Here is a 7207-nt window from a genome sequence, read left to right as displayed (position 1 = left end):
CGGCAGATAATGGTACAGAATTTAACCGCTTGTCTGATGTATTTTCTGAGGAACATATCTATTATGCGCACCCCTATGCCTCTTGGGAAAGGGGAACTGATGAGAATCACAACAGGCTCATTCGGAGATGGTTACCTAAGGGAACTAAGAAAACGACTCCCAAAGAAGTCGCATTCATCGAAAATTGGATTAATAACTATCCTAAAAAATGCTTGAACTACAAATCACCCAGAGAAGACTTCTTCATGGCTAACTTGAACTTGAAATTTGGCAAAAGAGAATCAAGATTACTCCTGATTCTCCATTTTTATGCAATATCAAATTTCAATTGGCCTGCTTTGACACCAATCTTAAGTGTGCTGCCTGCCACCAAATCTCCCTTAAGAAGAAGTTCTGCCAACTTGTCTTCCACTTCTGTTTGCAGGGTTCTGCGAAGTGGACGAGCTCCCATCTCTGGGTCATATCCTTGATTTGCCAACAATTTCAGTGCAGAAGCTTGTAATTTCAAGTCAATGCCTTTTTCAGCCAAACTTGCCACTAAAGGTTTGACCATAATCTTCACCACTTCCTGCATATGGTCACTAGACAGGCTATGGAAGACCACCTTTTCATCAATACGGTTGATAAACTCAGGTCTATAAGCCTTTTTCAGCTCTTCAAACATGCGTTTTTCCATATTTTCCTGGTCAAAACGAATATCCTTAGCTCCAAAACCGACGGTCTTGTCATCCCGAAGGGCTGTCGCACCAAGGTTTGACGTCATGATGATAATGGTATTTGAAAAGTCAACCTTGCGGCCCTTGCTATCGGTCAAGACACCATCATCCAAGACCTGCAAGAGCACATTAAAGATATCTGGGTGGGCCTTCTCTACCTCGTCAAAAAGGAGAACGGAATATGGTTTGTTGCGAACCTTCTCGGTCAACTCCCCACCTTCTTCATAACCCACATAACCCGGAGGAGCTCCATTGAGACGGCTGGCTGCAAATTTCTCCATATACTCACTCATATCAAAGCGGATAAGGGCTGATTCGTCATCAAAGAGAACTTCTGCCAAAGCCTTGGCCAATTCGGTCTTCCCGACACCTGTGGGTCCTAGGAACATAAAAGAACCAATCGGACGCTTGTGACTGCGAATCCCTGACTGATTGCGGCGAATAGCACGGCTAACGCTTGAAACTGCTTGATCTTGACCGATGACACGCTTGTGTAGTTCAGCTTCCAAATTCAAGTATTTCTTAGCGTCAGTCTGAGTCAGTTTTTGGACTGGGATACCTGACAATCGACTCAAGGTAGTCAAAATATCAGACTCTGTTACCAAGTCTTTATAGACAGGCACTTGCTCTTCTTTTGCGATTAGCTGAGCTGCCTGTTTCCACTTGCCATCCATCAAGGCCTTGTCAGCTGGACTCAAGCCTGAATCGTCTACTTTTACATGCTTAGCCTTATTTTGCACTGTTGCTGCTACTTCATCTAAGAGGTCTATAGCAGAGTCTGGCAAATGGCGACTAGTCAAGTAACGATGGGCCATCTTAACGGCTGTTTCGACCGCTTCATCTGTGATTTGCACACGGTGATGTTTCTCATAAGTCGCCTTCAAGCCTTGCAAAATGGCCATGCTGTCTGCCACACTTGGCTCTTCAATCGTCACTTTAGCGAATCGACGAGAAAGGGCCGCATCTTTTTCGATGTGTTTTTGGTATTCTTCCTGAGTGGTGGCACCAACCGTTCTCAAAGTTCCACGCGCCAAGGCTGGCTTCAAAATATTGGCCGCATCCAGAGTCGAGTCAATCCCGCTACCAGAACCCATGATAGTGTGGAGTTCATCGATAAAGAGAATTACTTGGCCATCTTCCTCAATATCCTTGATGATATTATTCATACGCTCTTCAAAGTCACCACGGAAACGTGTCCCTGCAACGACATTCATCAAATCAAGCTCCAACACGCGCATCTTAGCCATTTCCGCAGGTACATCACCACTAGCAATACGCTGGGCAAGACCAAGCGCCAGAGCTGTTTTCCCGACACCAGCATCCCCGACCAAGACAGGGTTGTTCTTAGTCTTACGGCTCAAGATTTGAATCATACGCGAGATTTCCTTATCCCGACCGATGACTGGTTCTAACTTGCCAGAACGCGCTTGCTCTGTCAAATCATGCGTATAGTCCTCGAGACCACCACTCGGAGTCTGGGGCATGCCCATCATATTGGCCATAGAATTTTGTTTGTCAGCCACAGTACGATGGCGTTGACGTAAAGCCTTGAGGTCTTCACGAGTCCAACCTGCCCGTTCTTCTAAATTTCGACGAAGAGCAGCAATCTTAACCTGATCTTTTTTGTCTTCATAAGAAAAACCAGCCCTCTCCAAGATACGAGTCGCCAAGGCATTACCATCATGCAAAATCGCATAGAGGACGTGCTCCGTCCCTAGCACCTTAGCATGGACCACTGACGCTACATACTCTGCTTCGTCAAAAAGAACCTGCAAACGATGGGAGAACGGCAACTCCGTAAAAGTTTCATCCTGGCTATAGTCCGTTTCAGTCAGTTCCAAAGCGACTTCTTCTAAACGGTCCATCTCATATGGATAATCATTTAAAGTCGCCCCTGCCACACTATAACTGTGATTGGACATGGCAATCACCAAGTGCCAAGACTCTAGGTAACCAGCTCCAAAATGACCAGCAACCATGTAGGCACTTTCGATACATTCATTCAATGCTTTTGAATAGTTCATCTTACTTCCCTTTTCTATCTACCTCTTGTATGACCTGGCGTAGCATGTTTGCACGAAGGACTGGAGCTTCTTCTCCTAGAACGCGATCCAAAGCTACTGATACTAGCAAATTCATCTCTTGCTTGGTCATCAATTCCTGCTCAACCAAAAGCTGGAGAATATCCTCATAAGTTTCTTGACTAACTCGCTCGCCAATCGAATAAAGAAGCTCTCGGAGCATTTCATGATGACTAGAAAACTCAATCCGTCCTATACGAATATAACCTCCGCCACCACGCTTACTTTCAACCAAGTAGCCTCTACTTTCCGTAAAGCGTGTCTTGATCACGTAGTTAATCTGACTAGGAACAACCTGGAAGGTATCTGCCAACTGACTTCGTTGCAACTCCACGATACCAGATTGATCTAAAATCGCCTTGATGTAGGCCTCAATATGATCCGATGTATTTTTAAATCTCATTACAAACCCACCTCTCTTTGAACCTTGACTATCTTTGACTATTATACCGAAATTTTCTCATTTTTAAAAGAAAAAGGGCGCTGGTAAAGGATAATCTTCACCAACTCCCTATTTTTCTACTTATCTAAGCCTAATTCTGCCAAGATTTGACGTTTGTAGGCAATCTTTTGGACTTCCTTGTCCTCATCTTCAGACCAATCTAGTTTAATTTCTGAAACAATCTGCCCAGGGCGATTTTTCAAGATATAGATGCGATCGCTGAGATTGAGGGCCTCTTCGATACTATGCGTGATGATCAGGGTCGTCAATTGCAACTGCTTGTGAATTTCAAGGTACCAAGCGTGGAGTTCCATCTTGGTCATCTCATCCAAGGCGCTAAAGGCCTCATCTAAGAGAAAGAGCTTGTGCCCGAAAAGGTAAGTTCGAAGCAAGGCCACACGCTGGCGCATCCCCCCACTAAGTTCATGGGGATACTTGTCTCGTACAGCTGTCAACTGAAAAGTAGCAAGGATTTCATCCGCCCGAGCAATGGCTTCCGCCTTATCCACCTTTTGAATCAAGAGGGGCAGGATAATATTACCAAGCACCGTCTTGTGCTCCAAGAGCAGATCCTTTTGCAACATATAACTCACGCGCCCCTTGGGATTTTCTTCACCATCAAGGACAATTCTCCCTGACTGAACTTCTAAAATCCCCGCAATTAAGTTGAAAAGCGTAGTCTTACCAACACCACTTGGGCCTAGGATGGAAACCACTTCACCTGAAGTGACTTTCAGATTGATATCCTCTAAAATCCTCTCCTGACCATAGGCATAACTGACGTGTTCTAGTCTTATTTCTGTCATTATTTCACAAATTCGTTGGTGAAGCCTTTGTCTGTCAAGTCTTCTTTAAGGATACCATTTTCTTTATCCCATTTGTAGAAAGCATTCCAGCGAGCTGCGTCAAATTGACCCCATTTTTCCTTGTCGCTTGCGTATTCTTTTGACAAGTATTTTTGAGATTCAATGACAAAGTCACGTTTTTCCTTGAGTTCAGGTGCATTTTTGATGAGGATATCAGCTGCTTCTTCTGGATGCTCCATAGCATATTGGTAGCCTTTTTTGATAGCTTGGATGACTTTACGAGCTTCTTCTTTGTTGTCTTTCAGATAGTCATTGTTTGCGATGATAACTGGTGAATAGTAGTCAAACTCCTTGACATAGTCTTTCAAGTACATGAAGTTAGCATCTACACCTTGTGATTTAGCAAGGATACCATCCCAACCGTAGTAGATCCAAGCAGTGTCAAAGACGCCATTGGCAATCGGTGTGATTGAGTTTGAGTCGTTATTTGGTACTTTTTCAACTTTTTCAAAATCTCCACCTTGAGATTCTACCAAGGTTTTCAACATAGCAAGTTCAGTTGGGTCATTCCAAGTCCCGTATTTCTTACCAACCAAGTCTTTTGGACTGCTTACATTGTCAGATTTACGTGAGATGATTCCTGATGTATTGTGTTCAACAATAGCTGCAACGGCAGTGATTCCTGCTCCTTTTTCCAATTTTTTAGCCATGTAGTCTTGGAAATACACTGCAAATGGTGCCTTACCATTGATAACCAAGTCAGATGAGCTTTCTTCTGGTGGCAATTTCAAATCAACATCCACTCCAGCTTCTTTGAAATAACCTTTTTCCTTGGCAACATATAGCCCTGTGTGGTTAGTATTTGGTGTCCAGTCTAGGATAAAGTCGATCTTCTTGAGTTCTGCCTCTTTGTTATCCTTAGAAGCAGTTCCTTGACCACAGGCCACAAGTACAACAGCTACAAGAGCTGTTAAAACAGTTAAAAACACTTTCCATGTTTTCTTCATTTTGATTTCCTCTTTTCTTTTTTGAAACATTCTAATTCTACGAACGTTTCCATTTAATAACATATTTTTCACTGACATCAACCAGCTTCATACCCAGAAGACTGATAATCGATACCAGAATAATAATAGCAAACATGGTATCATACTGAAACAGTTTCTTGGACTGAATCATGTAGACACCTAGTCCTTCAAAGCCTCCCAACCACTCAGATACCACTGTTGTGATAAAGGCGTAGGAGACACTGACCCTCAGACCTGCATAAAAGTAAGGCAGGCTGACTGGAATTTTAAAATGCCACAGGATTTGCCAAGGCTTGGCCCGCATCAGACTAAACAAGGTCAGCATATCCTTGTCACAATGCCTAAAGCCGTCCAAAATACTGACGATGATAGGAAAAGTGGTCGTCAAGATAATCAGGACAATCTTGGGCAAAATCCCATAACCGAGCCACAAGACCAAAATAGGGGCTATGGCAATGGTCGGGATAGTCTGAACGACCACCATCATAGGGTAAATCAGGTCATTGAGCCAAGTCAAACTATCCATGAGTACAGCCATGAGACAGGCAATCAAGACTCCCAAAATTAGACCTAGCAAAGCCACTCTCAACGTGGCCCAGCTATGGTGCCAGAGAAATTCTCTGTCACGAGCAAAGGCCTGGAGAATTTCAAAAGGTGTCGGCAGGATAAACTTGGGGAGAAGTTTAAGAAAACCTGCTAACTGCCAGATTGACAAGACTCCTAGAAAGCCCAATAGACTAATGTGTCGTCTCAGCATACTTTTCAAGCTTCTCATCAATACTTAAAATCTCTCCTACATTTATTTTGACATTGGCAAAGACATTATCTGCCTCCTGCCCTGCCACTTCCAGCGCTTCTTTTAGAATGCGCATAAGCTCATCAAACTCCCCTTCCAAGACCGTTTCAAATGGTGTCACCACCATGGTCACTTCTTGAGCTTGCAGATAAGCAATGACCTGATCAATAACAGCTATCCGATCAATCCCCTGTGCTAGGGGTAAAACTTGCAAGGCGATGCTTGCTTTCATAAAAACCTCCTCTTCTCGTTTTCCTTTGACAAAAAGAAAAACCTTTACCATATATGGAAAAGGTGCAAAATCAGACTAAGTATCGTTCCCTCCGCTGGCATTACCCAGATCAGGTGCGGTCGAAGTTTAACACTTCCTCTCAGACTGTACACAGACTCCCATATATTATATGTATATATGATAGCGCAAAATAAGAAAAATGTCAAGGAAATTGCTTAATCGAGTAGGGGATAATCTCTAGCCCCTCTCACACCACCGTACGTGCCGTTCGGCATACGGCGGTTCAACTAACTTTTAACACATGTCGTTCAAGGTAATAATCCAAACACGAAACCAGTCCACGTTTTTCAAGGACTGGTTTTGATATAGCACGTTTAGTACCGACTTCTGAGCTACTAATTGATAATGGTCACCCCAGCCAGATACCTTATCTGCTATCCATTTAGGAACTCCTAACTTAAGCAATCCCCATAGTCGTCTCGATTTCTTCTTCCATTGCTTCCAGATAATCACTCGTAGGCGAGTACGCAAGCGCTCATCTATGCTGGTGACAATACTTTTCATATTTCCCAATGAGAAATAGTTTATCCATCCTCGAATAGACAAATTCAGTTGCTCAATACGTCTTGTTAAGTCTATACTCCATTTCCTCTGTGTTAGTTTCTTCAATTTAAGCTTAAATCTCCGAACACTATCTTGATGGGGACGACTTTTCCAACCATCTGATGATTTCCAGAACCCAAAACCTAAGTATTTCAGCTCTCTTGGTCTGGTAATCTTAGTCTTGGTCATATTTACTTTCAAACCTAGCCGTTTCTCAATAAAACGACTGACTGAATACATCACACGCTTAGCGGCTGCCTCGCTTCCGACCGTCATCACACAATCATCTGCGTAGCGCACAAATCGAAGTCCCCTCTTTTCTAATTCCTTGTCCAATTCATTAAGCATGACATTGGATAAGAGAGGAGATACATTTCCTCCCTGTGGTGTGCCAACTAGCGTTTTATGACGTTGACCATTAATGATAACACCTGAATGAAGATACTTACGAATCAAGGATTCCCTATCTCCGTCTTCGATAATGTTATGTACTAAGGACATCA

Annotated in this window: 6 protein-coding genes, 2 pseudogenes and 1 riboswitch; of the genes and pseudogenes, 1 reads left to right on the top strand and 7 read right to left on the bottom strand. The window is 43.3% G+C overall.

The features are described 5' to 3' along the window. On the top strand, positions 1–470 hold a 470-nt coding region (locus HT719_RS11690; RefSeq protein WP_240156565.1), incomplete at its 5' end, for an IS30 family transposase. Here HT719_RS11690 and HT719_RS08650 read toward each other — a convergent pair. The 7 genes and pseudogenes from HT719_RS08650 to HT719_RS08620 form a co-directional block, all read right to left on the bottom strand. Beyond that, positions 359–2581 (bottom strand): annotated as a pseudogene (locus tag HT719_RS08650) (ATP-dependent Clp protease ATP-binding subunit); the annotation flags it as partial. The gene HT719_RS11690 and the pseudogene HT719_RS08650 sit on opposite strands and share 112 nt — an antisense overlap. Before the next feature lie 160 nt (positions 2582–2741). Further along, the gene (locus HT719_RS08645; RefSeq protein ID WP_023936792.1) at positions 2742–3200 is read right to left on the bottom strand and encodes a CtsR family transcriptional regulator; all 459 of its coding nucleotides are present in this window, start codon (positions 3198–3200) and stop codon (positions 2742–2744) included. 116 nt (positions 3201–3316) lie between these two features. Then, positions 3317–4045 carry an ABC transporter ATP-binding protein gene (locus tag HT719_RS08640; protein WP_023936794.1) on the bottom strand — a complete coding sequence of 243 codons (729 nt, stop codon included), beginning with the start codon at positions 4043–4045 and terminating at the stop codon, positions 3317–3319. Then, entirely contained in the window at positions 4045–5052 is a 1008-nt protein-coding gene (locus tag HT719_RS08635) for an ABC transporter substrate-binding protein (protein WP_004261900.1), read from the bottom strand. The genes HT719_RS08640 and HT719_RS08635 overlap by 1 nt, the downstream gene beginning before the upstream one ends. A 37-nt stretch (positions 5053–5089) precedes the next feature. After that, positions 5090–5848, bottom strand: coding sequence for an ABC transporter permease (locus HT719_RS08630; RefSeq protein ID WP_165778281.1), 759 nt, complete (start codon positions 5846–5848; stop codon positions 5090–5092). After that, positions 5811–6101, bottom strand: a complete 291-nt coding sequence (locus HT719_RS08625; RefSeq protein WP_000647658.1) for a thiamine-binding protein — start codon at positions 6099–6101, stop codon at positions 5811–5813. The genes HT719_RS08630 and HT719_RS08625 overlap by 38 nt, the downstream gene beginning before the upstream one ends. 69 nt (positions 6102–6170) lie before the next feature. Continuing rightward, positions 6171–6273, bottom strand: a riboswitch (TPP riboswitch). 111 nt (positions 6274–6384) lie between these two features. Beyond that, positions 6385–7207 (bottom strand): annotated as a pseudogene (locus HT719_RS08620) (reverse transcriptase domain-containing protein); the annotation flags it as partial.

Origin of the sequence: Streptococcus sp. k-378 (genome assembly GCF_013277505.1) — a bacterium.
In the GTDB taxonomy this organism is placed as follows: domain Bacteria; phylum Bacillota; class Bacilli; order Lactobacillales; family Streptococcaceae; genus Streptococcus; species Streptococcus pseudopneumoniae.
This window is presented reverse-complemented; position numbering and strand designations above follow the sequence as displayed.